Origin of the sequence: Prosthecobacter sp. (assembly GCF_014879935.1) — a bacterium.
Lineage (GTDB): Bacteria > Verrucomicrobiota > Verrucomicrobiia > Verrucomicrobiales > Verrucomicrobiaceae > Prosthecobacter.
Genome location: NZ_JACSRD010000219.1, coordinates 1 through 25,091, shown reverse-complemented (window position 1 = coordinate 25,091; position 25,091 = coordinate 1). Strand labels below are relative to the sequence as shown.

Sequence of the window (25,091 nt, the reverse complement as noted above, 5' to 3'; positions counted from 1 at the left end):
CGCCACGCGCCTCCAGCTAAACGAGTCTTGCCTCCGCCTCCTGCTCGGATACACTCCTTCACGTTCGCCCAACTCAATGCGCCACTCGTGATGAGCACGAAAGATCTGTTGCCCGAGAGACTCGAGACCGAGCGCCTGTTGATTCGGGTCGCCAAACCTGGCGATGGAGCCATGTTCAACGAGGCCGTTGTTGAGTCGTTGGATACACTTAAGCCTTGGCTGGGCTGGGTCACTCCAGCTCCGACACTTGAGCAGTCTGAGTTTGGATGTCGTACAGCCTACGCTAGGTTTCTCCTGAACGAGGACTTGATGGTTTTCTTCTTCCTGAAGAGCGATGGAACGCTCGTCGGTGGCAGCGGGCTGCATGACGCCGATTGGGCACTTCGTCGTTTTGAGATCGGCTATTGGGGGCGTGCTCGTTTTGGTGGTCGTGGCTTGATGACCGAGGGCGTTAGAGCACTTGCTGATTACGCCTTGCGTGATCTTTCCGCGAACCGCGTCTTCTTGAGCACAGACGCCGAGAACGTCGCTAGTTGGAGACTCGCAGAACGCGCAGGATTCATCCTTGAGGGCACCTTGCGGAACGAGCGTTTCAACCTCTCGGGGAGACTTCGAGATACGAAGATGTATTCCAAAACCAAGGAGGCCCTCCAGTGAGCAGCAGCCTTCATTCGCAACCCAGGGCGAACAAAACGGATGCAGGCATGTCGTGTCAGCAACGTCTTCCGCTCCCCGCCTGATCCGAGTCGTTCGCTCAATCAGCAGAGCCAGCCGTTATGAGCGCCCCGGTAACACGACATCCAGCGCCGCGATGGCCCTTGCGCCTTGTTGTCGTCATCGCAGTTTGGTTCGTCATCTTTGGCACTGTCACCGCGTTTTCTCCTCTGCACATGGAGGGCGGTTATGACCCTACACGCGAGCGGATTGGAGCCACGCTGACATCCCCCATTCTGGGCCTGATGGGCTTCGCTGCATTCTTTGGCGGTGCCCGGCCATCGGGTTTCATGCTTCTCGTATCAGCCGTCTTCATTATCGGGTTGCCCATTGTCATACTTTTCCGTTGTCGCAGCCGTGCTGCATTCTGGTCACTCACTGGTCTGCATGCCGGTGTAGTCACATTCGCGAGTTTCGGTTTTCACGAGTTGACCAGATACTGGAGCGATAATCCTTAGCAGCGCACAATGAGCACAGCAGAGAAGATCATCTGCCAAACGAGGGCGAATCGGGTCGGGATGACGGGATTGCGCCCGTCACACCACCCGGCATGCGGCTTTGGCTGCGCTGCGCTTGCCCTTCGGGCAGCCTACCGGCTGTCCATCTCCCTTCGGTAGGCTGCACCGGGCGGTTCCTATCAGATCACTGAGCTTTGAGTTTCCTCCCGGCTCCGTGAGGCAGCGTGATCTGGATCGTTGCCTTTCCCAAACCGTCGCTGACTCCAGTTCCGCATGCGGCCCCCATCTCAGGCTCCGACCACCTTCGTCACGGTGGGTGAGGGCGGGGCCTCGCCGCCGGGATTCGCGGCGATGATGTACACGGACACCGTCGTGCCCGGGGTGAGGCCGGAGAGGGTGTGATCGAGGTCGCTGTCCCGTTTCAGGAAGCGGAAGTCGGCGTCCTCGCCTTCGATCTTGATGAAGATGCGGTAGTAGGTGGCGCAGGCGGCGGCGGACCAGGACAGACAGCCGCCGCATTCCGCCCGCGTACACGCCCTCGACAGCGGTGTCGCCGATGCGAAGCTTCGCCCTCGCATCTCTGCCAGCCGCAATCCACGACGCTGGCGCGCCTCTTTCGCTCCCACGGCCCGCGTTTTGTAGCTCGGTATTCCGATACCGAGTCGGTGCCTTCGCGGAATCGGCTACGAAGCCTCGGAATCGGAATTCCGCGCTACATCGCTGGCGGACCTCTTTCGCTCCTACGGCCGCGTTTTTGTAGCTCGGTATTCCGATACTAAGTCGATGCCGTCGCGGAATCGGCTACGAAGTCGCGGAATCGGAATTCCGCGCTACATCGCTGGCGCGCGTCTTTCATTGCCAGGTGACCCCGCCAACCCGCGTTTCTCACACTCTCCCCATGAGCTTCACGACCCATCGAACCCTCAGGTTCCTGACGTCGCTGTGGGTCGTCGGCATCTTGGCGGCCGTCTGCCCAGGGTGCGGCCGGTCGGACGTCGGAACCGGCGATCTGGCCGAGCGGTTCGACGAGGCGTTGCGCCGGAGTCAGGAGATCGTTTTTGTGGACCGTTCAAACCTTGGGGCGTCATGGGACGGGGCCATTGTGAGCTTGCACTTCTTTCCAGATTCCAAGGTTCACCTGTACACTTGGGGGAATGGATTCTCGAATCATGCCGGAACCTACGAGTTCACGAAGAACAACGGCCTCACGCTTTCGCTGACCGATCAGAGCTGGCCCCCGTTGCGCCTTTTGGCCGAGGGAGACTCGTTTGTTCTGGAACGGCAGGATGGACTGACATCACTGACCCGAAGCCACATCCTCACTGATCCCAACGGCGTTCGCAGGAAAATGGACGACGCAGACATCTATCCCCAGGCACGCTCCTTGATCTTTCCGCTGGTCCAACGGACCGAACCCGCGAAATCGGGTGGGAGGTGACGGACTGTGGTGCGGCACCTCCACCGCTTTGAAAGCGCCGGGGCGCAGGGCAACGCGACTTCTGTCTGTGACATGGAACTCATCCCGTTTACGTTGTTCATGCTTCGGCGTGTGGAAACCTCGTCACGCGGAAGCGCGAACCACGTATCTCTGTCCATGACCACGCCCGAAAACCCGAGACCGCCCTTCCCGCCCTTCGACGCCGAGTCCGCTGCGAAGAAAGTCCGTCTGGCAGAGGACGCCTGGAACACGCGCGATCCGGAGAAGGTGGCGCTGGCGTACACGCCTGACAGCACGTGGCGGAACCGTGCGGAGTTCCTCACGGGGCGGGCGGCGATCGTGCAGTTCCTGACGCGCAAGTGGGCGAGGGAGCTGGATTACCGGCTGATCAAGGAGCTGTGGGCGTGCCAGGGGAACCGCATCGCGGTGCGCTTCGCCTACGAGTGGCACGACGACTCGGGCCAGTGGTTCCGCTCCTACGGGAATGAGAACTGGGACTTCAACGAGCAGGGCTTCATGCAGCGGCGGATCGCCAGCATCAATGACCTGCCGATCCAGGAGGCGCAGCGGAAGTTTCACTGGCCGCCGGGGCGCCGGCCGGATGACCACCCCGGGCTGTCTGAGCTGGGGCTGTGACGGCTTTCCGCCCGGATCACTCGTGCCGCAGGGCCTCGACGGGGTTCATCATGGCGGCCCGGCGTGCCGGGTAGATGCCGAAGGCGACGCCGGTGAGCACTGAGATGGAGAAGGCGAGGATGGGCGACCACATTTTGATGACGGTGGTGACGCCGGCGAACTTCTGCACGGCGATGGGGATGCCGAGGCCGAGCGCCACGCCGAGAACGCCGCCGACACCGGCGAGCAGGACGGTTTCGATGAGGAACTGCACGACGATGTCCGCCTGCCGGGCGCCGAGGGCGCGGCGGATGCCGATCTCCCGGGTGCGCTCGGTGACGCTGGCGAGCATGATGTTCATGATGCCGATGCCGCCGACGAGGAGGGAGATGGCGGCGATGCTGCCGAGGACGATGCTGAAGATCTGCTTGGTGCGCTCCGCCTGCTTCAAGAGCTCGACGGGGACGATGATGCGCCAGTCTTCCTTCTTGTGATTGCTGGTCATGAGGTGGCGGATGGCCTCGGCGCGGCTTTCCACCTGGTTGACGTCCTCGACACGGATGACGGCCTCGTGGAACTCGACCTTTTCCGCCTCGAAGCTGCCGGTGCGGTAGCGGAAGAAGGTCTCGCCGTACTGATCCATGAGCGTGGTGAAAGGGATCATGATCTGCGCCTGCGAACTGCTGGCGGAGCTGCCGGCATCGGTGCCGACGGTCTGCCCCTCATCCTGGATGATGCCGATGATCTTGTAGTAGTAGCCTTTCACGCGGACGGATTTGCCGGTGGGGGTGGACAGGGGGAACAAGCGGCTGGCGACGGTCTGATTGATGACGCAGACGGGGACACGCTCGCTCATTTCGAGGTCGTTGAAGAAGCGCCCCTGCACGAGCTCGCGGTTGCGCATGTGCGGATAGACGGGCAGGACGCCCATGATCTGGCCGTCCACGCTGCGGTCGAGGTTCCAGATGTTCTCGGTGATGTAGCGGCTGGGCACCACGACAGAGATGCCGGGGACGGTCTGGCGGATCTGCTGGATGTCGCGCAGGGTGATGCCGTATTCGCTGATCATGCTGCGGGACTCGGCGCCGGAGCCCTGCCCGTCCGGTGGCTTCACGCTGTGGAGGATGATGTTCTGGCTGCCGAGCTTGCGGATCTGCTCCTGCGCCTCATGGCTGGCGCCTTCCCCGATGGCGAGCATGGCGACGACCGAGGCGACGCCGAAGACGACGCCCAGCGCGGTCAGGAACGAGCGCAGCTTGTGCAGCCAGATGGTCTTGATGCCCAGGGACAGCGTGCGCCACAGATGCTGCGGCGAGGCGACGAGACGAAGGACCGGATGCTGGGCGAGGAATAACATGGGGGGCAGAATCATACGCCCAAAGGGGGATGAAATTGCCGCCAGTTCTCCGTTCTCAGTGAGGATGCCGGGGTTTGAAGGAGACGCGTTCGAGGCAGTCGTAGCTCAGTGGATCAGTGGGGCGGTGGGGCGTAACGCACTGACGCACTGACGCACTGACCTACCGACCTACCGACGCACTGTCGTCCTCCGAGCGGCGGGCGGGAGATCAGCGCGGGGCCTGGCTGGTCTGGGTGCCGAGGATCATCTCCTGCGCCGGGGCGGTCTTCTGGACGGGCTTTTTGACCTGTACGACAAAGGGCGGGGATTCCGCGCCGAGTTTGCCGCCTTGATCGAGGAAGAGGTTCATGTCGGCGAGGGCTTCCTCAAAACGGGGATCGCCCGCCTTCATGTAGGCGGAGACGCGCAGGGCGAGGGCGCGGCCATTCCACGGATAGGGCTGGCCGAGCGTTTCGACGGCGGCGAGCTGCTGCGGTGTCTTCAGGCGCATGGCCATCTCACAGCGCATGCCGTGGCGGGTGTTGTACACGACTTCGACCGGATAGGGCCGGGCGAGCTTTTCGAAGACGGCGAGGAAGCGCGGATCCTGGGCGAGGCTGGTCTTGGCAAGGTCACCGAGCAGATTGAGCGCCTCGATGGCGAGCGGCGTGTGGCACCAGGGCACGGCGGCGAGGCTGTCGAGCCCGCGTTCGATGTGGAGGAGGACGTCGGCGGCCTTGTTTTGCTCGCGGCAGGTGATGACGCGGAGGAAATGCGCGTCGGCCTCGGAGACAGGCACGATGGCATCGATCGCGGCGAAGGCATCGGCCGCTCCGGTGCGTGCCTTGGCAGTGGCCAGGAGCACACGATCCGCCAGGACGGGGGTGGCAGGCGCAGGCGTGGCGAGGTATTCGGCATACTGCCGTTTCCAGAAAGAGCGCAGATGATTCACGCGCTGGCGCACGTCGGCCGGGGCATCCGGCGGCAGCACTTCCTCCAGGGCGCAGGACCACAGGCGGCCGGCCAGATGCACCCGTTCGGCCAGATAGAGGTTCATTTCGACCGGGGCATCGACCTTGGGCAGATGGCAGCCGGCACGGGTGGCGGCGCGGGCGAGATCGAGCGAGCGATTGGTGGCTTTGGCCACGCTGCGGGCAAAACTGAACTCGAGGCGGTTCATGTCGTCGGTGTTCACCGTGGGTGTCGCCTCGGCGATGGCGGAGCAGTAGTCGCTGTTGGCGATGCAGCCAGCGAGGAAGCCCTCGGCGGTGTCCGTTTTCCAGAAACGCCGCAGCGCCTCGGCCATCGGCTCCATCTTCACGCGCTGGCGCACGGATTCGAGCGACCAGGGCGTGTCGTCGTTCGAGCAGACGAGCAGCATGTCCACGGACTGGGTGGCCCAGACCTCGACCTTCGGGAAGACCTGGCGCAGGGTGGCGATCACGGTGCTGATGGTGGCGGGCTCGACCTCGTAGCCCTGCAGCCACTGGCAGAAAATGCCGCCTTTGGACAGGCGCTGGCTGGCGTTGGTGTAGAATTCGCGGGTGTAGAGGTTCGCCACGCCGGCGCGGCAGGGATTCGAGGGCTCGGAGACGATGATGTCGTAGTTTTCGCCTTTGGTGAGCAGGAATTCACGCGCGTCGCCAGTGATGTTGTTGACGCGCGGGTGCTGCATCGCATTGCGGCTCACGGGATCGAAGAACACGGCCACCTTGCGGATCTCCTCCTCCAGCTCCAGCACATCGACGTGGTCCATGCCGGGCACATCGGCCAGCCAGCCTGCCGTGGTGCCGGTGCCGAGGCCGACGACGCAGGCGTTCTTGGGATTCGGGTGCAGCACGGCGCCGGTGATGCCCAGCATGACCTGCGTGCCGGCATCTCCCACGGCCGAGCCATCGCTCTTGCCATTGGTGAGGAAGGCATACTCCCGTCCGCCTACGACGGAGACGCTCGTTTCGCGGCCGTCATATTCCTGCACCAGCGAACGCCGCGTGCTGCGATACCAGGATTCCAGGCCGAAGGCACTGCGGAAGTCATCCCGCACCCGGCCGTAGCCGATCGGCGAATGCAGCCACACCGCCGTGGGCCCGGTGGCGCCCAACGCCAGGCACCCGCAGGCAACCAGCGCCGCCGAGGCAAAACGGCTGTTCCAGGAGAACTCGAAGCGCCCTTCCCGGCCCCGCAACTGCAGCCACAGCGACGCGGCGGACATCACAGCGATCAAACTGGCCGCCAGCACCCAGCAGCCCTTCAATCCGAGCAAAGGCACCAGCACAAAGCCGCCGAGCAGCGATCCGGTGATGGAGCCGAACGTGTTCCAAAGATACGCACGGCCGAGCTGCTGCCCCACGCCGGCGTTTCCACGCCCCAGCAGGGACACCAGCAGCGGAAACTGGATGCCGCTCAGCAGCGAGGGCAGGAAGGCCAGCAGGCCCATCACCACCGCCCAGCCCATGGCCATCTGCGCCAGGCCGATCCCGCGCAGGCTGTCATTCAAGATCAAGGCCAGATGCGCCACCCGGTCCCCCAGGGCGTAAGGCAGCAGCACGGCCAGCGCCTGCAAAGCGGACACGATGGTGAATCCGGCGATGCTCGGCTCCGCTTTCTTCAAAATCAGCGAGTACAGCAGCCCGCCGATGCCCATCCCTGCCAGGACCACGCACAGCACCAGTCCAAAACCATACACCGAGCCGCCAAGCAGCGGGGTGGACACGCGATACCAGACCAGCTCCGCCACAAAGAAGGTGAAGCCGCTCATGAAGGCCGCCGCGAGCACAAACGAAGCCGGAGCCTTCGCCGCCACCTGCGGTTCAGCGTCCGCATCAGCCGCGACCGACGGCTGGCGGGCTTCCTTCTCCTGGAACATCGAGATCGCTCCCGCCGCGAGAGCGATGGCCAGATTGGCCAGCACGGCAATGGTCAGCGCCCCCTTGTTGCCGAAGGTCGGCAGCAGCCAGAACGTGCTCAGCATCGCCCCGGTGACTGCGCCGGCGATGTTGATGCCATAGAAGAAAGCGGTGATCGAGCGACGTGGATCGTCATCGCGCTGCGCAAACTTCATCGCAGCCGGCAGGGTGCCTCCCATCAGGAAGCAGGGCAATCCGAGCACCAGAGCGGTCATGAACAACTGCAGGCAGGTCGCCAGCCCCAGCCCCATTCCTGCCGTGCCGCCTGTTTTGAGGTAAAGCGCCCTGGCCAGGGTCAGCATGGCCGGAGAAGCCGCAGCAGCGAGGGCGATCCCGACCTCAAGCCGGGCGTAAAACCGAAACGGCCGCCCCACACGCTCCACCCAGTTCCCGAACAGCTTCCCGCCAAAGCCCAGACCCGCCATGAACACCGCGACGACCGCCGCCGCCGCCGGAGCCGCGCCACCGAACACAAGCCGGAATTCACGCAGCCAGACAGTCTGATAGATCAGCGAGCAGAAACCCGAAAGAAACAGGATGAGAGCCAGCACGAACTGGGTGAGTTGCGCACGGGATGAGGTGACAGAAGCGGGAGGCGGAGTCATAAAGTTGAGCTAATAAACAACAATTAAATATAATAAACATAATTTTACAAATAAATTATGCACTTCTTGACCTTTTCGCTAAACCTGCCCCGTGCTTTCCAGCCCCCGCACGATTCCTGCTTCGTCATGCGCCCCTCATTCCTCGCTCTCTCGTTTCTGGCACTGTGTCTGGCCAGCGAATGCACCTCTCAAACCTGGAAAAACGCCTTCTCGGCCCAGGTCGTCACCGTTTCCTACGACGACCTCGGCCCTGAGTCGTTCGTAGCCCCGCTTCTGGGGCCTCGCGGCGGAAATCCGCAGGTCGTCGTTCACGCTGGAGCCATACGGGCGGACACCGAGCCCCGCCGTCTGAATGCCCATCAAGGCCTCCTCCTGCTGCGCAAAAACGCCCGCCAGCTCCCCGCCACGCCAGCCGGTGCCGCACTCCGCCAGCGCATGGACGTGGCCTATGCACGTCTGCTCCATTTCTACAATGCCCGGCGGGCTGCCTTCACCTCCGTGCCGCCTTTTGGCGGCCGTGGCTCCATGACGATGGCCCGCATGACCACGATGCCGCCCATGCCCCCCACTTTGTGAAAAAACGGTCAGTTCAGCGCCTCGCGGGCCGATTGGAACAGGTAATGTCCCCAGCCGTGGTGGCTGTCGCCGCTCCAGTCCGGATCGTAGTGCTGGCTTTTGAAGATGAAACGCTCCGGATGCGGCATCAGGCCAAAAACGCGGCCGGTGTCGTCCTGCAGGCCGGCGATCGCGTTGGTGGAGCCGTTGACGTTGTTCGTGTAAAGCAGCGCCGCATGGCCGGATTTCACGTATTTGGCCGCGTCATCGCCTTCCGTGACCAGACGGCCTTCCGCGTGGGCGATTGGCAGTTCGAAGCTGTCCGGCAGTTTCGACAGATACGGGCTGGCTTTGGCCGCCGTTTTCTTCAATCCCACCCACTGGCACATGAAACGGCCGCTGGTGTTGTGAATCAGGCTGCCCTTGGGCAGCAGATCAAGCTGCGTGAGGATCTGGAAGCCGTTGCAGATGCCCAGGGCGTAGCCGCCCTTGTCCACGAAGGCCTTCAGCTTGTCCCCCAGCTTCGATTTCGTGATGAGCTGGGCGATGCGACCGGACATCACATAGTCCCCGTAGCTGAAGCCGCCGGAAAACACGATCATCTGCGCCTTGTCGAGCGAAGACGGCTCCAGCAACGCGACTGGCAGCACCTCCGTGGAAAAGCCCGCCGCTTCGAGAGCGCGGGCGGTTTCAGCATCGCAGTTCGTTCCGGGGAATTTGAGCAGCAGGGCGTGGGGCATGGGCGTTTCTGTCGGTTGATCTAGGCCAACCCGCCGTCCCATGCAACCGCTTTGCCCGGTTGCGCACGCCGGGTGATGCACTAGCTTTCGCCCATCATGTTCAAAGACCTCCTTTCCCCCACAAACACCTTCATCTACGGCTTCGTGCTGTGCGGCATTTTCCTGGTGCAGTCGCTCTGGGCGCACTGGAAGACGAAACGCGAGCTGAAACGCTACAAAGGCATGCTCAGCGACAAGCTGGATCTCGATTCGAAGCAGAATCAGGACCTCAACAAGGAACGCGCCACGCTGAAGCAGGAGAACGAAAACCTGCGCATGCAGATCGCCCGCCTGAACGAACGCCCGGACAACAAGATGCAGCGCGAACTCGAAATCCTGGCCCGCGCCGAGAAGCAGATGGTCATCAGCGCCCCCGGCTTCGCTCCGGCCTGGGAAATGGCGAAATCGGCCGCGCTCGGGCAGTTGGAGAGCGAGGAGAAAGGCCAGTCCTTTCCGCAGAAGGTCTTCCGCAAGCTGATCGGCTCCGGTTCCGCGCAGACGAATGTCGCCCTGCCTGAATCCGCCGCTGCAGCCGCCAAAGGCGGCAACGGAACGACGGCCGCCGCCGCGATGTAATCTCCGCTCTTCGCGAGAATGACCCGCACCGAGGCCTACCTCGCGCTGAATCTGCTCCCGCAAGTCGGCCCCGTCCGCGTGCGCAAGCTGCTGCGTCACTTCGGCAGCCCGGAGCGCATCCTGGCCGCGAAAAGCTCCGAGATCGTGCAGGTGGACGGCTTTGGCATCACGCAGGCCGAATCGGTTGCTGCCTGGGAGGATCAAATCGACCTCGCTGGCGAACTGAAAAAGGTCCAGGACCGGGGCCTCACGCTGCTGACGCAGGAGGATGAGCTCTATCCGTCGCTGCTACGCGAAATTCACGATCCGCCGGTGCTGCTCTACGTCTGGGGGCAGCTCACGAAACGAGACCACAACGCCATCGGCATCGTCGGCAGCCGCCACGCCACGCATTACGGCCTGAGTGCCACCAAGAAGCTTGGATTTCAGATCGCGTATGCCGGTTACACCGTCATCAGCGGCCTGGCCCGTGGCATCGACACCACCGCGCACGAAGCGGCCCTCGCCGCGAAAGGCCGCACCATCGCCGTGATCGGTTCCGGCATCGGAAAACTCTATCCACCGGAGAACATGGCCCTAGCCGAACGCATCGCTCAAAATGGTGCCGTGCTGAGCGAGTATCCCGTGGACCGCATCGCCGACAAACAGACCTTCCCCTATCGCAACCGCATTGTCTCCGGCTGGAGCTGCGGTTTGATCGTGGTCGAGGCCCCGGTGCGCAGCGGATCGCTCATCACCGCGCAGCAGGCCGCCGAGCAGGGCCGCACGGTTTATGCCGTGCCCGGTCCCATCGACAAACCGACCTCCGCAGGCTGCAACCGTCTCATCCAGCAAGGCGCGAAACTCATCATGGATGGTGCTGACGTGCTCGATGATCTGATGACGCTCTTCCCCACCGCACCCACAGCGCCAAAGGTCGAGGAGTCGAAGCCGGTTGCGTCTCTCACGCTCGACGAAGAGATCCTCTACAAGGCGATCGGCAGCGAAGAAGCCCACATCAACGACATCATCACCGCTTCCGGCCTCACCTCGGCCACGGTCGCCCCCACCTTGATGCGGCTTGAAATGAAGCGCCTCATCCGTGCCCTGCCAGGACGCCGTTACGTGCGGCTCGTCTGAAGAGCGGCGGCGCGTCGGTCATTCGTTTCCCGCCAGGATCTGACGTCCGTCCACGGTGATCGTGAGCCTTCCCTTCGACGCGGTCACGTGGAGCTTCGAGGCAGATGCAGGCAATTTCGCTCGTTCCTTGCCATCCACGAGCACACGCAGACGCTCGATCCGCACGACATGACGGGCCAGCTTGAGCGTGGCGTTGGCACCATCGCCTTGCACCGAGATCGGACCATCGGCGGTGGCGCTGATCTCCCGCCCACCGATCGTCGCCGTGGCTGTTCCAGGGAGCAGGGTTTCATCATCCGCAGCGGTCGCGCGATTCTCCACCACCTGGGCGGACGAGGCTCCACGTGCCGCACCTCCCGTTCCCTGAGCGAGCAGCGAATAATACACCCCCGCCACGATGCCGGTGCTGCACAGGACTGTCCGGCACAGCAATGAGGCAGAAGCAATCGTGCGCATGATTCTCGTGAGTTGGCCGTCTCGAACGACGCCAACCGGTTCCATTCGTCACCCTGAGGCGCTCATCAGGGCCGCGCCTGAAAGCCACGGCTGCGCGACGTGGCAACTGGCTGCCCCCCCAGCAATCCACTGAGGGCAGTGATCGGTCGTATGCACGCATCGAACGACCGACATCACGTCCTGTCTGAATTCCTCAAACAATCCATCGAACGATGAACACCTTCAAAAGCACCGCCGGATGGCACATCTGGCATGGCAGGTTGAGGCAGCAGTGCGCCCGCATCGCTGCAAACGACCATCTGTATGCCGAAGGTCGTGAGGAGGAGCTCATCGGCCGCCTCCAGCGCTCCATGAAGCTCAGCGAGGAGAAAATCTGGCACCTCCTTCAACGCAACCACGGGCATTGGAAGCATGACTGATGACGCTCCCTCCCTTGTTGCGTCCCACATTCGTCATTCACGCCACCCGCTTCTCCCACAGCAGCGCAAGAAACAGCGGAAACTCCTTCCTCGCTCGATTCTCCGCCCGCGCCCGTGGCCCCGGCTGGCTTTCCTTGTGCGAATACCATTCCTCGATGCCTCCGAGCACCAACCCGGCACTGAAGCCCGTGGTGGTGAGAGTTTGCAGGCTGCGATGAAAAGAGATCGTGCTCTCGCTGTCGGCTTTGCCCGGATGCATCACGATGGGAATGCCCAGGGTGCTGCTGTAGGCATCTGTGCGGCGATACTGGATCTTCCGCGGCTCGTCGTGGCCCCAACTCGACTGCCGGGGGATGCGGAAGCTTGGATGGTTCACCACCCACAGCATGCGGCCGCCCGGTTTGAGGACTTTGGCCGCCGCAGCAGCGACGACATCCAGGTGCTCCATGTTCTGCACGCAGAGAATGGCTGACGCGGCATCGAATTCACCCAGATCGCCGATCTGCGCGGCGTCACGCGCGAGGTAACGCACCGGCGGCTTCGAAGGATAGGTGCGCGCTTTTTGAATCAAAGTCGGCGCGGCATCGACGCCGACGACTTCGCAGCCTTTCTGTGCCATGGCACGGCTGAAAACGCCCTGCCCGCAGCCGAGATCGAGCATGCGCTGGCCGCGTTTCGGATCGAGCAGTTTCAGCGCCCCGGGAATGACCACGGCCTGATACAATTCCGACCCGCGTTCACCGATGATGCGGTCATACCAGTCCGCCGACTTCTCCCAGGAGGTGCCGTGCTCGCGCTGCTGGGCTTGCGGAGGGCGGGGGCGGGGGCGGAATGGACGGCGTGGCGGTTGTGGCATCCGCCATGATGAAGCAGCAGGCGGCGATTGCCAGCCTCTCCACACAAAGTCCTTACTTTTATCTTCCCAAAAAGAGGGCGTTGTGACAGCGTCGCCCTCCTTCCCACATGTCCTCCACGACCGCCTCCCGTGTTGTCCCCGGCCTGATCCTCGGCGCGCTGAGCCTGCTCAGCGCGTTTCTGTTGTTCCAGGTGCAGCCGATCATCAGCAAGTTCATCCTGCCATGGTTCGGCGGCAGTCCGGGTGTGTGGACGACATGCATGCTGTTCTTCCAGATCGTGCTGTTCGCCGGTTATGCCTACGCGCATGCGCTGACGCTTCTGCCACGCCGATGGCAGGGCGTGATCCATGGTGTGCTGCTCGGCGCGGCCATCGCGCTGCTGCCGATCGCTCCGGAGGAAGCCTGGAAGCCGACTGGCAGCGAAGATCCGGCCTTTCGCATCCTGCTGCTGCTCGCGGCCAGCGTCGGCCTGCCCTACTTCGTGCTCTCCAGCACCAGCCCGCTCGTTCAAGTGTGGTTCACCCGCGCGAGCGGCGGCGCGAATCCGTGGCGGCTGTATGCGCTGTCGAACATCGGCTCGCTCGCGGCCCTGCTGAGCTATCCGCTGTTCTTTGAGGTGCATTGGGATGTGCTGGAGCAGACCACTCTGTGGTCCGTGGCCTTTGGTGCCTTCGTGATTCTCTCCCTTTCCGGCGTGTGGATGGACCGCCATCACGCGCTCAAAGAAGAAGCAACCCCTCCTGCGCCGGTCGATACGGCCGCGGATCATCCGGGCTGGATGACGCGTCTTCGCTGGGTGCTGCTGCCTGCCTTGGCCAGTTGCGTGCTGCTGGCGGCGACGAATCACGTCTGCCAGGACGTGGCGGTGATTCCCTTCCTGTGGGTGGTGCCTTTGAGCCTCTATTTGCTCACCTTCATCATCTGCTTCGAGCACGAGCGCTGGTATGCCCGCGTGCCTCTGCTGTGGGCGCTGCCGGCGCTGGCGCTGCTCTTCATCACCTGCACGGAGGAGCGGCTGCAAAAACAGCCCTACTGGACCACGATTGAAAAGGCAGCCCACACGCACGTGGAGCCTCTGCTGAAGAGCGTTTTCCCCAACGCGCCCGGCCTGGGCACGATCGACCTCGCGCCGAATTTCATCTGGGAGCTGGGCTGGGCCTTTGGAGCGATGTTCCTCGCCTGCATGCTATGCCATGGCGAGCTCACGCGTCTGAAGCCGGCGCCGCGCCGGCTGACGGAGTTTTACCTGCTGATGTCCGCCGGGGGGGCGCTGGGCGGCTTGTTCGTGAGCCTGGGAGCGCCGCGTCTGTTCACCAGCTTTGCTGAATGGCCGATCAGCCTCATCGCCGTGTTCGCGCTCGCCTGCCTCGTGCTGCTGCGCTGCGTGTGGCGAGTGCGGCACACTGCCGTCGGCTGGCTGCTGGTGGCGCTGTTCGCCGGATTGATGGCCCTGCAGGTCTGGACGCTGGACAGCCTGGGCATCGTCACGCCCGCGATCATCACAGCGAAGATCGAAAGCATGAGCGCCATCATGCAGCCGTGGATGCTGTGGCTGGTCGTCGGCGTGTTCTTCCTTTGCATCGCGCTGCTCATCTTCCGCGCGGTGCGCCGCGGCTCCTTCCGGCCCGCGCTCATCTCCCTCCTGCTCCTTTCCATTCAAAGCACCGTCATGATCCTGCTGATGAGCGATCTGGGCTTCAAAAAGGACGAGAAGATCGACCGCGTGCGCAACTTCTACGGCATGCTCTCGGTGTTCGAGGACTTCGACTCCGGACTCGAGACGGCCTACCGCCAGCTCAGCAACGGCGGCATCATCCACGGCATGCAAAACCTCGCGCCGAACCTCCGTGCCGAGCCCACCACCTACTACGGTCATCACACCGGCATCGGCAAGGCCCTGGACAGCATCGCCGGAGCGCCCGCCGCGCGTGTGGGCGTCGTCGGCATGGGAGCGGGCACGGTCTCCTGCTATGCGAAGAGCGGAAACACCTTCCGCTTCTACGACATCAATCCGGAGGTCGTCCGCATCGCGAAGAAGCACTTCACTTATCTCGGGGATCTGGAGGCCCGTGGCGCGAAGCCGGAGATCGTCGTCGCCGACGCCCGTCTGGCGATGGAACGCGAGGAGCCGCAGAATTTCGACGTGCTGCTGCTCGATGCCTTCAGCGGCGACTCGGTGCCCGTGCACCTGCTCACGCGCGAGGCCTTTGGCATCTACAAGCGCCACATGAAGCCCGATGGCATCATCGCCGTGCACATCACGAACTCCTACCTCGTGCTGGCGCCGGTCATCGAAAAAATCGCCGCGGATGCCGGCTACAAGACCACCCGCATCGCCACGGAGCAGGAGGGCGACCACGACTCCACGGACTACATCCTTGTCACGAACAACGCCACCTTCCTCGCCGCCACCCCGCCCAGCCTGCTGGGCAGCGAGATCGAGCTGAAGCACGACGTGCGGCTCTGGACCGACCGTTATCACAACCTCCTGCGCATTCTCGACATTCCCTCGAACGTGAAGGAAGACACTGAGTAGCCGCGACAAACAGCGGTTTGCGATCCGGCGTGAGCGCGCCATTTTCGCACGCCTCTGATGAACCTCCTCGATCCTGTCCCCACACCGCAGCAGCTTTTCCGCTGGCTGGATTCTGGACGCATCACGCGTGAGGAGTTCCGCGAGGCCATGGCGGTGCACACGCGCGAGCTCATCCAGGAGATGGAGCAGGCGCACACGAACCCGCTCGTCGCCAAGTTCAACGAGCTCCTCAACCGTCGCGAGGCCTGGAAATGGGCACGCAAGCACGGCGAGGTCGTCATTCGTGAAATCCTCTGCGCCCTGATGGACGAGGAGCGCTTCACACCGGCTCGCTGGCTGTGGAATGCCGCACACCCGCACATTCCCCTGCACTGCTTCTTCCGCACCCGCGGCACACCGCTGATGCGCTTCATCGAACTCAACGTGCAGCCGCAGATGGTCACCGTCCTCATTGAGCACGGCGGCAGCGAGACGCTGCCAGCCACCCGCGAGCAGTTCATTCTGCGCCGCAATCGCCGCACCCAGCTCTTCGTCGAACGTCGGGACCTCCTCTGATCCACCGCCCGTCCATCATTCGTCATTCGTCATTCGGCTTTCGTCACTCCTTCATGCTCCCTCCGTCCAAAAACTCCCTCGGCCTCCTCGGTCTGGCGCTCTTCACCATCATCTCCCTCGCCATCGGTGCCTACTACCGTCTGCCGGCGCTCGGCGAACGCCCGATGCACACGGATGAGGCCATCCTGGCGATGAAATCCGCGGAGTTCCAGAAAACCGGCCACTTCGAATACGATCCAAAGGACTTCCACGGCCCCGGTCTTCACTACGTCACGCTCGTCTGGTCAAAAATCGCCGGTTGGGGAGACTCCTCCACGTGGACAGAGGCCCAGCTTCGCATGGTCGCGGTGGTCTGCGGTCTCCTGCTCATGCTCTGCACGCTGCTGCTGCGGGACGCGCTCGGCCGGCTCGGCACCGGCTACGCCATGCTCCTCATGGCCGTGTCCCCCATGGCGGTGTACTACTCCCGCTACTTCATCATGGAGGTGCCGTTCGTGATGTTCATCACCCTCAGCATCGCCGCGATCTGGCGGTACTCGCAGAGTGGCAAGAAACGCTGGCTGCTCCTGGCCGGATTCGCCCTGGGCATGCAGCACGCCACGAAAGAGACCTTCGCCATCAACGTCGTCGCCGCCTGCGCCAGCTTTTTCGCGGCGAAACTCATCGTGGGTGACTTCTCGCCACGCCAGACCGGTTTCGCCATGGGTTCCTCCCGTGATCGTGCCTCCAGGCCGTGGCTGTGGGTGCTGGTGGTGGCTGTTTTGACCAGCGTCACCATCTACTCCAGCTTCTTCAAAGACTGGCAGGCCGTCAAAGACAGCGCCCTCACCTACCTGCATTACTTCGAGCGCTCCAGCGGCAGCGGCCATGAGAAACCCTGGCACTACTACCTCACGCTCATCTTCTGGCGCAAAAACGGCGTCGTGTGGAGCGAGGCGATGATCGGCGGCCTCGGCATCATCGGCATGCTGCACGCCTTCCTCGGCAATCACATGAAAAACGGCCCGCGCCAGGCCTTCCTCGTGTTCCTGTCCGTTTACACCATCGTCCTCTTCGGCATCTACTCCTTCCTCGCCTACAAGACACCCTGGTCCATCCTCAGCGGCCAGCACGCGCTCACCTTGCTCGCCGGGGTCGGCGCTGCGGCCATTTCCGAGGCCCTCAGCGGCAGGATCACCCGTTTCATCTTCCGCATCGCCATCGGCCTCGGTCTTTATCATCTCATCGCCCAGACCAGCCTGGCCATCCACCGCTACGCCTCCACCGAACACAACCCCTACGTCTATTCACACACCTCCACGAATCTCCTGCGCCTGCTGCCGCAGATCCGTGCGCTGCAAAAAATCGCCCCGGATGACGCCTTCGAGGTCCTCGTGGTCCATCGCGACGCCGGCTGGCCGCTGCCCTGGTATCTGCGCGACATCAAAACCGTGCGCTACACCACCACGCTGCCGGAAAAGATCGACGCCCGGGTCATCGTGGCCGAGATCGACCTGCAGCAGGCGCTTGAAGCCAAGCTGACCGACAAACAATATGTCGTGCACGACATCTTCGGCCTGCGCCCCGGCGTCATGCTCAACCTCTGGGTGGAAAAGTCGCTCAAAGAGCGCCTCGAACTCCTCAAGCAGCAGCCATCCCCCGAACAGTGAGCGAACCGCAGCCGCCCCAGCACCATCGCCACACCTGTCATGCGATGGCCACCACCTTCGACGTCTTCATCAACCACGATGACGCCGATGAAACCTACGCCGCGCAGGCCGCCAGCGCCGTGTTTGAGGAAATCCGCCGCCTGGAGGACGAACTCAGCCGCTTCCGCGCCAGCAGCGACATCTACCGCCTCGGCCAGCTCAAGGCCGGTGAAAGCATCATCGTCGGCATGGCCGCGTGGGACTGCCTGTCGCTCGCCAAGGCGATGCATCAGGAGACCAACGGCGCCTTCGACATCACCATCGGGCCGTTGATGAGTTTGTTCGTCACCTCCGAAGGCGAGCCGCGGCAGGTCAGCAAAGACGTGCTCGACCAGGCACGTCAGATCATCGGCAGCCACCGCTTCGACCTCGATGAGGACACCATGCGCGTCACCGTGCATGCCTCCGACATGATCTTTGACCTCGGAGCCATGGGAAAAGGCTACGCGCTCGACCAAGCCGCCGACTTGCTGCAGGACTGGAAGGTCGCCAACTTCGTCCTCAACGCTGGAGACAGCACCATCCTCGCCATCGGTGCGCCCTCGGGCAAGGAAGCCTGGCCCATCACCCTCGGCGGCGGCTCCCAGCGCGTCACGCTCGTCAATCGAGCCGTCAGCGGCTCCGGTTTTGCCGTCAAAGGTGCCCACATCATGAATCCGCGCCTCTTCATGCCCGTGCCCATCCAAAACCGCCGCACCTACGCCCTGGCCCCCACCGCCGCCCTGTCTGACGCCCTCTCCACCGCGTTCATGGTCATGGATGCGGGCGAGATCCAGGCCCTGTGCGCACGCTACGACGGAGTCGAGGCGCTGGAGCTCGAAGCGTGACGGCTGCCTGCCGCTCCAGGCGTGGGCGCGTCTGCGTCCTCATCACCGGCTCAGGAGACGGCCCGACTTGAAGGACGCGGGGTCTGATTCATTTCTGGTGGTCCGATGATTCTCGAACGCCCTCCTGAAGTACACCTGCCGCAGGGCTTTCCCCAGGAGCTGATCGAGACGAAGCTGCTGCCCGCGCTGGAGGCGGTGGTGGACGCCTGGCGGCATGAGGTGGGCCACGCACTCTCCGCCACGAATCTGGCGCTGACTTCCCTTCACATCATGGACAACGTGCCCGGAACGCCCCTGGAAGGCCGCCCGCTGCCCTACTCCATCCACGGGATGTGTGGAAAGCGGCCCTTCCTGGCCTGCGGCACCGTGCGTTACGCCCCCGCAGCCAGACGCGGCGGCTGGGCCTGCCTTCCCACCTGCACCCTGACCTTCCAGAAGTCACCTGAGGCGGGTCACGAAATCTGCAAATCAACGGCTTTTCCGGCGAACATCTTCAGCCTGGAGGCCCTGCGTCAGCGGCTGGAGCACGCGGCGTGGCGCGTGCAGTTCCTCGGCGGGCTGGTGCGCACCCACAAGCTCATCCCGTTGAAAAACCACGACTGGCAGGAACGCTGCCACCGCTACGAGGAACGGCTCAAAACCGCCCAGGACGAGGAGGAACGACTGCGCACGGCCTGGGACCATCTGTCGCAGCGATCGGCCGGTCGGGATGAGGGATGAGGGGGACGTGTTGATGTCTGATAGCCGGTGTTCCGTGCCCAATGCTCAGCAGCGAGCGATGTTTCCCCCCTTGCGAACACGGGCGGCGCTTCCTTGGTCCGGAACGAGGCTCGTCCCTCGGGCAAAGAGGCTTTTCCCTCGGGCAACGTGGCCTTTTCCGCCGGGGCAGCCTCCAGGAGGGCGGTCCAGGCCCAGCAGACCTCCACCGCACTCATTCTCGATCAAATCAAAAATGGACCGCAACTTGAAGGGCTCTCCATCGTTTGAGCGCCCATGAAAACGCGCCTCCTCTTCTCCTTCGCCTGCGCATTGCTCAGCACCAGCCTCCGGGCTGAACCTGCGACGGCGGCCCCCGATGGAAACACGGTTTATCGGACCTGGGCTGATGCCCAGGGTCGCAAGCTGGAGGCCACCTTCCGCGGCATTGAGAGCGGGCAGATTTTCCTCCAAGTCCGCAACGGCTACGTCTATCGCATCCCGCTCGACAAGCTGTCCCCAGCGGATCAAGAAGCCGCGAAGACGCTGAAACCCGAGGGTCTCGGCATCCCTGCCGATCCCAATCTCGCCCAGGCGGCCGCACAGATCGACATGCTGGTGAACGCCGGACTCGCCAAGGCCGGACAGAAACCCAATCCGCTCGCTTCCGACGAGCAGTTCGTCCGCCGCGTCTATCTCGACATCGCCGGACGCATTCCCACGCGAGAGGAGGCGCTCGAGTTCATCAACGACACCAGCCTTTCCAAACGCGCCAAGGTCATCGACCGCCTGCTCGCCTCCGATGGCTACAACAGCCACCTGTTCAATTACTTCGCCGACATGATGCGCGTGGCCGATGTGGCCCAGAAGGCGCGCTTCTACACTTACCAGGACTGGTTGAAGGGCCAGATCGCCGACAATGTGTCGTGGGACAAGATCGTTTACTCCATGATGACCGCAGACGGCCGTCTGCTCGACAATGGTGCCACGGGTTATCTCCTTCGCGACGCCGGGATGCGCCTCGACAACCTCAGCCTCACGCTCAGCACCTTCCTCGGCGCGAATGTCTCCTGCGCCCAGTGCCACGATCATCCCTTCGCCGACTGGACGCAGCGCCAGTTCTACGAGATGGCCTCCTTCTTCGGTGCCACGGAGACTTTCGGCACGCGTGGCTCCAAAGGCTACGGCATGCAGAACATGCGCAAGGTGCTGGCGTCGCTGGATGACCGCCGCCTTCAGCAGCAGGCCAAGAATCTCCTGCGGGTGAATGCGATGGCGGTGGACGATGGCGAGGAGAACGATCTGAAGCTGCCGGACGACTACAAATACCCGGATGGCAAGCCTGGAGACCTGGTGAAACCCAAACTCGTCACCTGGAGCGACACGAAGAACACCAAGGCCTATCAGAACGTGGAGACGAAGAAGGAGGAGGATCTCCGCGCCCAGTTCGCGAAATGGATGACCTCGCCGGACAATCCGCGCTTTGCCATGACCATCGCCAACCGCCTGTGGAAACGTGCTTTCGGCCTCGGCGTGCGTGAACCCGTCACTGACCTCGACGATGTCGATGCGGCGGTGAATCCGGCGCTCCTCCGCCACCTCGGCGCCGAGATGGTGCGCTTGAAGTTCGACCTGAAACAATTCATGCGCGTGCTCTACAACACGCAGACCTATCAACGCGAGGCCACCAGCCACGAAATGGCCGACAGCGGTCCTTACCTCTTCCCCGGCCCGGTTCTCCGCCGCATGAGCGCCGAACAGGCCTGGGACTCCTGCGCCACGCTCGTGGTCGGCTCTGATGTGGACAAGTTCAAAGCCCATCGCGGCGCGACTTACTCCAAGGTCATGAGCATTGACCTGTCTTCGGATGCTTCTCCAGATGCGGTGAAGGCTCAGATCGAAAACGCCGTGGCCGCCATGCGCCAGTATGGCGGTGCCAACGGCGGCAACCCGAAGAACAACGCCAAGAAGAAACGCATGATGGCCCGTCAGGCAGCGGCCGCCGACGGTGACGACAGCATCGAAGTCGCCCCGCCAGTCCGCGACGGCCTCGTGCTCGCCCGCGCCTCCGAACTGCCGCAGCCGGAGAAAGACCAGCACTTCCTCCGCATGTTCGGCCAGAGCGACCGCCAGATCGCCGATAGCAGCAGCGACGAAGGCAGCATCCCGCAAGTGCTGATGCTCATGAACGGCGAAGCTCAAAAAGTCATCGGCCAGAACGACTCGCTCGTCATTCAAACGGCCTCCGCCCAAAAAACGCCCGAGCAGCAGGTCGAGAGCCTCTACCTCAGTTTCTTCAGCCGCAAACCCAAGCCCGATGAACTCGCCGACGCCGTCGCCGCCCTCGGCAATGGCATCACCTCCCGTGACTTGAGCTGGGTGCTCTTCAACACGCGTGAGTTTGTTTTTGTGGAGTAGCTGCCATGTCATCTGCCATGTCATCTGCCATGTCATCTGCCATGCCACCGCCGCGACAGCGTCCTGGAGTGCGCCGGCCCTCCGGCGCTTTCGAGCATGGTTTGTTCTTCGAAAAGCTCCAGAGGGCTGGAGCACTCCAAAACGCTGCCGCGCTGATTTGAAACCCATACCGCATACCATGAACTCATCCCTTAGCCCTTCGCCCTTGGCCCTATGCGATGTCTCCCGCCGCTCCTTTTGCGAAAAATGGGCCAAAGCCTCGCTCGGCGTCACGGTGCTGCATGGACTCGGCGGCAAGGTGCTCGCGGAGACTGGCGGCCCTGGATTCGGCAAGGCAAAGAACGTCATCTTCCTCCAGATGATCGGCGGCATGTCCCACATCGACACGCTCGATCCGAAGGAAGGCCCCACCCAAGGTCCGAAGACGCCCATCAGCACGAAAGCTGGCTTCCAACTCGGCGGCACGATGGAAAATCTGGCCAAGCATGCGGACAAGGTCTCGATCATTCGCAGCATGACCTCCAAAACCGGTGTGCATGCGAGCGGCCAATACTTGATCCGCACCGGCTACGAGCAGCGTGGCACCATCCAGCACCCGAACATCGGTGCCTGGGCCCAGCATTTCAAAGGCAACAGCCACAAGACACTGCCCTCCAGCGTCTGCGTGAACCGTCAGCCGAACGCCGGCAACGGCTTCTTCCCAGCCAGCTTCTCCCCCTTGCCGATCCTCGATCCCGATGCCGGCCTGCAATACGCGCAGAGCGACGCCAGCCCCGACGTCATGCAGAAACGTCTCGCCATGCTCGACAAGCTCGACGCAGGTTTCCGCGAGCGCTTTCAAACCGCCAGCGTGAAGAGCTACACGCAGTTCTACGAGAAGACCGTCGCCATCATGTCCAGCACGGACCTGGAAGCCTTCCAGCTCAGCGACGAACCGGCTGCCTTGCGTGAGAAATACGGTCAGAACAAATTCGGCCAGGGCTGCCTGCTCGCCCGTCGTCTGGTGGAAAAAGGCATCCGCTACATCGAAGTCGCCAAAGGCGGCTGGGACATGCACAACAACATCGAGGAAGGCCTGGAAGAGCATGGAGCCGAGCTCGATGTCGCCCTCTCAGCGCTGCTCGATGACCTCAAGGAACGCGGCCTGCTCGAAACCACGCTCGTCGTCCTCTGCTCCGAATTCGGTCGCGGCCCGAAGATCAATGGCAACGCCGGTCGCGATCATCACCCGAAGGTGTTTTCCACCTTGCTCGCCGGTGGCGGCATCAAAGGGGGCTTCATTTACGGAGCCAGCGACAAGGAAGGCATGGCCGTCGCCGACAAACAGACCAGCCCGCAGGACTTCCTCTCCACCATCGGCTGGAGCCTCGGCCTTCCGGTCGATGAAGTCGTCATGTCCCCCAGCAACCGCCCCTTCACCGTCGGCGACAAGGGCAAGCCGGTGATGGAGTTGTTCGCGTAGGCGGAGGGCGCGGGATTGAAGCTGTCACGCAAAGCGCCTTGATCTGATGGCGTTCTCTGCGGCGCATGCTTTTTCCATCGACATCCATGATCTCTCACCACCTCCTGATCGTGGCTTGGAGTTTCTTCGTGACGACGTGCATTCCTGCTGAAGACGCCACCACCGTCGCGTCTCCCGACAAACAGTTCGCGGTCCACTTCCACGGCTCCAATCCCAGTCGTCCAGGATCATTCACCATCGAAAACGGCCAAGGCGTCGTGCTTTTTGATTCCAGATCCTGTGCAGACCTGGCCGGAGTTTTGAATTTCGAACCGGAACACATTCTTTGGAGCCCGGACAGCCAGACGGTCGCCATCGCGGGCGGCTACTCAAAGAATCTGCAGACATATCTGTTCTCCCATCACCGCGGTGTCTTTGCCTTCACTCCGGTGCCGTGGCTCACGGATCATTATGACAATCCTTGGGTCCTGCCGCTGCGGTGGATCAAAGGACGCCGTTTGATCGTCGCCATCTCCGGCCCTCACGCAGGCAAGGCGGGAGACTACGGCTATCGTGGTCGTGCCACGCTGCACATTTCCAGCGGCAGCAAAACATGCGAGATCCACTACCGCCACATCACCGAACAACACGAGCGTCTGTCTGATTGACCTCTGATATTGCCGACGTTTTGTCCGGCTCTTCGCCATGACCTCCCGCCGCCACTTCCTCTCCGCCACCACCGCTGCGTTTGCTGCCTCGTCGTTTCACATCTTCGGCGCTGATCCGGCGAAGAAATACCGCACCGCGTTGATCGGTTCCGGATGGTGGGGCATGAACATCCTGCGCGAGGCCATCGCCTCGCAACGCGTGAAGGTCTGCGCCCTCTGCGATGCCAGCGAGGACGTCGCCTCCAATGCCGCGGACGATGTGAACGGCCTCAACGGCGACGATCCGAAGCTCTACAAGGACTATCGTGAGCTGCTGGAGAAGGAGAAGCCCGAGATCGTGATCATTGCCACGCCGGACCACTGGCACGCGCTTCAAACCATCGCCGCCTGCCAGGCCGGGGCGCATGTGCTCGTCGAAAAACCCACCGGACACACGATTGGCGAGAGCCAGGCCATGGTGAAGGCCGCACGTGAGGCCGGAGTCGTCGTGCAGGTCGGTTTGCACCGTCGCATCGGCCCGCATCACGTTGAGGCGATGAATTTCCTCAAGTCCGGAGCCGTGGGCAAGGTCGGCATGGTGCGCGCCTTTGCGATCAGCAAGGGCGGCCCCGAGCAGCCGAAGCCGAACAGCAAAGTGCCCGAAGGCATGGACTGGGACCTGTGGTGCGGCCCGGCCCCGATGCGCCCCTTCAACACCAAGATGCACCCCGGCGGCTGGCGGAACTTCCTCGACTACGCCAACGGCACCATGGGCGACTGGGGCGTGCATTGGCTCGATCAGATCCTCTGGTGGAGCGGCGAGAAAGGCCCGAAGAAAGTGTTCTGCACCGGCGGACGCGAGATCGCCGGCACAGCCGTGCTCAATGACAAGGAACAGACCACCGACTCGCCCGATCATCAGATGGCCACGTTCGAGTTCGAGCAATTCACCGCCACCTGGGAGCACCGCAAGTTCGCCGACAACAACAACGAGAAGCACAAGATCGGCTGCTACTTCTACGGCGAGAAAGGCGTGCTCCACATCGGCTGGCGCGACGGCTGGACCTTCTACCCCGTCGATCCGAAGCAGGGCGAGAAACACGGCAACCATCAGCTTCAGGAGCCCGATGGCCACAACATCGCTCTCCTCTGGGCCGATTTCATCGACGCCATCGAGAAGAAACGCAAACCCGTCGCCGACATCGAAAGCGCCCACCGCTCCTCCTGCCTGCCGCTGCTCGGCATGATCAGCTACAAAGCCGGCCGCAGCATCCAGTGGGACGCCGAGAAAGAACAGATCATCGGCGATCCCGAAGCCGCCAAGCTCATGCGCCGCGAGTATCGTGGGGAGTGGAAGTATCCGGTTTGAAATGACGAATGCAGAATGACGAATGTCGAATGACGCCGCTTCTGGAACCCATTCGTCATTCTGAATTCGTCATTCGTCATT

22 protein-coding genes are annotated in these 25,091 nt (G+C 62.8%); 16 read left to right on the top strand and 6 right to left on the bottom strand.

What is annotated here, in order from left to right; genetic code table 11:
- On the top strand, positions 1–657 hold a 657-nt coding region (locus IAE77_RS25260), incomplete at its 5' end, for a GNAT family protein (RefSeq protein WP_294232668.1).
- Positions 658–1,459: 802 nt separating this feature from the next.
- On the opposite strand, the gene IAE77_RS25255 is transcribed toward IAE77_RS25260, so the two are convergent.
- Complete coding sequence (locus IAE77_RS25255) at positions 1,460–1,798, bottom strand: fibronectin type III domain-containing protein (RefSeq protein ID WP_294232666.1); 339 nt, start codon at positions 1,796–1,798, stop codon at positions 1,460–1,462.
- Between the two features lie 272 nt (positions 1,799–2,070).
- On the opposite strand from IAE77_RS25255, the gene IAE77_RS25250 reads away from it, so the two are divergent.
- Both IAE77_RS25250 and IAE77_RS25245 read left to right on the top strand, forming a co-directional pair.
- Positions 2,071–2,610, top strand: coding sequence for a hypothetical protein (locus IAE77_RS25250; protein ID WP_294232664.1), 540 nt, complete (start codon positions 2,071–2,073; stop codon positions 2,608–2,610).
- A 156-nt stretch (positions 2,611–2,766) separates the two neighbouring features.
- Positions 2,767–3,246, top strand: coding sequence for a nuclear transport factor 2 family protein (locus IAE77_RS25245; protein WP_294232662.1), 480 nt, complete (start codon positions 2,767–2,769; stop codon positions 3,244–3,246).
- A 16-nt stretch (positions 3,247–3,262) separates the two neighbouring features.
- Here the strand turns inward: IAE77_RS25245 and IAE77_RS25240 are convergent, their stop codons facing one another.
- Both IAE77_RS25240 and IAE77_RS25235 read right to left on the bottom strand, forming a co-directional pair.
- Entirely contained in the window at positions 3,263–4,582 is a 1,320-nt protein-coding gene (locus tag IAE77_RS25240; RefSeq protein ID WP_294232659.1) for an ABC transporter permease, read from the bottom strand.
- Positions 4,583–4,790: 208 nt separating this feature from the next.
- Positions 4,791–8,072 carry a fused MFS/spermidine synthase gene (locus IAE77_RS25235; protein WP_294232657.1) on the bottom strand — a complete coding sequence of 1,094 codons (3,282 nt, stop codon included), beginning with the start codon at positions 8,070–8,072 and terminating at the stop codon, positions 4,791–4,793.
- 126 nt (positions 8,073–8,198) lie between these two features.
- Here IAE77_RS25235 and IAE77_RS25230 point away from each other — a divergent pair, with 126 nt between their 5' ends.
- Positions 8,199–8,648 carry a hypothetical protein gene (locus IAE77_RS25230; RefSeq protein ID WP_294232655.1) on the top strand — a complete coding sequence of 150 codons (450 nt, stop codon included), beginning with the start codon at positions 8,199–8,201 and terminating at the stop codon, positions 8,646–8,648.
- 8 nt (positions 8,649–8,656) lie between these two features.
- Here IAE77_RS25230 and purQ read toward each other — a convergent pair whose 3' ends face one another.
- Positions 8,657–9,367, bottom strand: a complete 711-nt coding sequence (gene purQ / locus IAE77_RS25225) for a phosphoribosylformylglycinamidine synthase I (RefSeq protein ID WP_294232653.1) — start codon at positions 9,365–9,367, stop codon at positions 8,657–8,659.
- 96 nt (positions 9,368–9,463) lie between these two features.
- Between purQ and IAE77_RS25220 the strand changes: the two genes are divergently transcribed.
- The gene (locus tag IAE77_RS25220; protein ID WP_294232651.1) at positions 9,464–9,982 is read left to right on the top strand and encodes a hypothetical protein; all 519 of its coding nucleotides are present in this window, start codon (positions 9,464–9,466) and stop codon (positions 9,980–9,982) included.
- A gap of 18 nt (positions 9,983–10,000) precedes the next feature.
- A complete protein-coding gene (dprA, locus tag IAE77_RS25215) occupies positions 10,001–11,101 on the top strand; it encodes a DNA-processing protein DprA (RefSeq protein WP_294232649.1) in 1,101 nt (366 codons plus the stop codon).
- An 18-nt stretch (positions 11,102–11,119) separates the two neighbouring features.
- On the opposite strand, the gene IAE77_RS25210 is transcribed toward dprA, so the two are convergent.
- Positions 11,120–11,557 carry a hypothetical protein gene (locus IAE77_RS25210; RefSeq protein ID WP_294232647.1) on the bottom strand — a complete coding sequence of 146 codons (438 nt, stop codon included), beginning with the start codon at positions 11,555–11,557 and terminating at the stop codon, positions 11,120–11,122.
- Between the two features lie 212 nt (positions 11,558–11,769).
- Here IAE77_RS25210 and IAE77_RS25205 point away from each other — a divergent pair, with 212 nt between their 5' ends.
- A complete protein-coding gene (locus IAE77_RS25205) occupies positions 11,770–11,976 on the top strand; it encodes a hypothetical protein (RefSeq protein WP_294232645.1) in 207 nt (68 codons plus the stop codon).
- 37 nt (positions 11,977–12,013) lie between these two features.
- On the opposite strand, the gene IAE77_RS25200 is transcribed toward IAE77_RS25205, so the two are convergent.
- Positions 12,014–12,832 carry a class I SAM-dependent methyltransferase gene (locus IAE77_RS25200; protein WP_294232643.1) on the bottom strand — a complete coding sequence of 273 codons (819 nt, stop codon included), beginning with the start codon at positions 12,830–12,832 and terminating at the stop codon, positions 12,014–12,016.
- A 107-nt stretch (positions 12,833–12,939) separates the two neighbouring features.
- Between IAE77_RS25200 and IAE77_RS25195 the strand changes: the two genes are divergently transcribed.
- The 9 genes from IAE77_RS25195 to IAE77_RS25155 all read left to right on the top strand — a co-directional run bounded on the left by IAE77_RS25195 (position 12,940) and on the right by IAE77_RS25155 (position 25,010).
- On the top strand, positions 12,940–15,369 hold the full coding sequence (locus IAE77_RS25195; protein ID WP_294232641.1) for a fused MFS/spermidine synthase: 2,430 nt from the start codon (positions 12,940–12,942) through the stop codon (positions 15,367–15,369).
- 57 nt (positions 15,370–15,426) lie between these two features.
- Positions 15,427–15,924: a hypothetical protein gene (locus IAE77_RS25190; RefSeq protein WP_294232639.1), complete on the top strand. Its 498-nt coding sequence runs from the start codon at positions 15,427–15,429 to the stop codon at positions 15,922–15,924.
- A 53-nt stretch (positions 15,925–15,977) separates the two neighbouring features.
- Positions 15,978–17,573 (top strand): flippase activity-associated protein Agl23, encoded by a 1,596-nt coding sequence (locus IAE77_RS25185; RefSeq protein WP_294232637.1) that lies wholly within the window; start codon positions 15,978–15,980, stop codon positions 17,571–17,573.
- A 44-nt stretch (positions 17,574–17,617) separates the two neighbouring features.
- Positions 17,618–18,439, top strand: a complete 822-nt coding sequence (locus IAE77_RS25180) for an FAD:protein FMN transferase (RefSeq protein ID WP_294232635.1) — start codon at positions 17,618–17,620, stop codon at positions 18,437–18,439.
- Positions 18,440–18,544: 105 nt separating this feature from the next.
- Positions 18,545–19,159, top strand: a complete 615-nt coding sequence (locus IAE77_RS25175; RefSeq protein ID WP_294232633.1) for a hypothetical protein — start codon at positions 18,545–18,547, stop codon at positions 19,157–19,159.
- Positions 19,160–19,432: 273 nt separating this feature from the next.
- A complete protein-coding gene (locus IAE77_RS25170; protein WP_294232631.1) occupies positions 19,433–21,553 on the top strand; it encodes a DUF1549 domain-containing protein in 2,121 nt (706 codons plus the stop codon).
- A gap of 178 nt (positions 21,554–21,731) precedes the next feature.
- Entirely contained in the window at positions 21,732–23,015 is a 1,284-nt protein-coding gene (locus tag IAE77_RS25165) for a DUF1501 domain-containing protein (RefSeq protein ID WP_294232629.1), read from the top strand.
- An 86-nt stretch (positions 23,016–23,101) separates the two neighbouring features.
- The gene (locus IAE77_RS25160) at positions 23,102–23,662 is read left to right on the top strand and encodes a hypothetical protein (protein ID WP_294232628.1); all 561 of its coding nucleotides are present in this window, start codon (positions 23,102–23,104) and stop codon (positions 23,660–23,662) included.
- 37 nt (positions 23,663–23,699) lie between these two features.
- Positions 23,700–25,010 carry a Gfo/Idh/MocA family oxidoreductase gene (locus IAE77_RS25155; protein WP_294232627.1) on the top strand — a complete coding sequence of 437 codons (1,311 nt, stop codon included), beginning with the start codon at positions 23,700–23,702 and terminating at the stop codon, positions 25,008–25,010.
- Positions 25,011–25,091 lie beyond the last annotated feature (81 nt).